The sequence below is a fragment of the Oligella sp. HMSC09E12 genome (assembly GCF_001808505.1).
Lineage (GTDB): Bacteria > Pseudomonadota > Gammaproteobacteria > Burkholderiales > Burkholderiaceae_B > Oligella > Oligella urethralis.
Genome location: NZ_KV793557.1, coordinates 1 through 837 on the forward strand (window position 1 = coordinate 1; position 837 = coordinate 837).

Sequence of the window (837 nt, forward strand, 5' to 3'; positions counted from 1 at the left end):
AATCTCCGGCCTTCAGGCCGGGGAGGATGTCAATCAATCAAATGTTGCCCGTAAAAATATTTTAAATAATCGATATGCAGTATCAAAATTAAAGGAACATCTGGAATTAGGCGGTCGTAAATTTGAGGGAGAAACTGTTTTTATAAAAGAGGAAATAGCGAATCTGTTAGCGATTGATGAGCGCACAGTAGATCGCTATTTGCGCGATTATGCTGAAGAGTTATCTGAAAATGGTTATCGAGTCATTCGCGGTAAAGCTTTGCAGTCACTAAAATCAAGCTATGTTAGCGACATGAGTGTCGCTAACATCAGCCCTAAAACTCCAGTACTTGGGATTTTTACATTTCGAACGCTCTTAAATTTAGCAATGTTGGTGACTGAAAGCGATGTTGCCAAGGCAATTCGCAGCCGTATGCTAGATATTGTCATAGATTTGATTGCGGAAAAAGCAGGGGGACACACAAAGTATATTAATCAACGTGTATCGGATTACCTGCCAGCAGCATTTAGAGAAGAGAGCTATCGCAAAGAGTTTAGCGATGCTTTAGAGCAGTATCTAAATATGCCAAATATTAAATACGCTATTTATACTAATAAAATATATCAGGCAGTTTTCCGTGAGAATGCGGCTGAGTATCGAGAGATATTAAAACTCTCTGAAAAAGATAAGGTCCGTAATACGATGTACTCCGAAGTTTTAAATCTAATAGCTAGCTTTGAACATGGCTTAACCAATGAGATGAAACAAAAGAGTCAGGAATTAGGGCGTAAACTTCAACCCATAGAGCTCGATCTATTGATCAGAGACCTTTGCAATAACCCCTCAAATTTCCTAAA

Annotated in this window: 1 protein-coding gene; it reads left to right on the forward strand. The window is 38.7% G+C overall.

Translation table 11 applies throughout. The features are described from left to right. On the forward strand, positions 1-837 hold an 837-nt coding region (locus HMPREF3179_RS03470; RefSeq protein WP_070469737.1), incomplete at both ends, for a DNA-binding protein.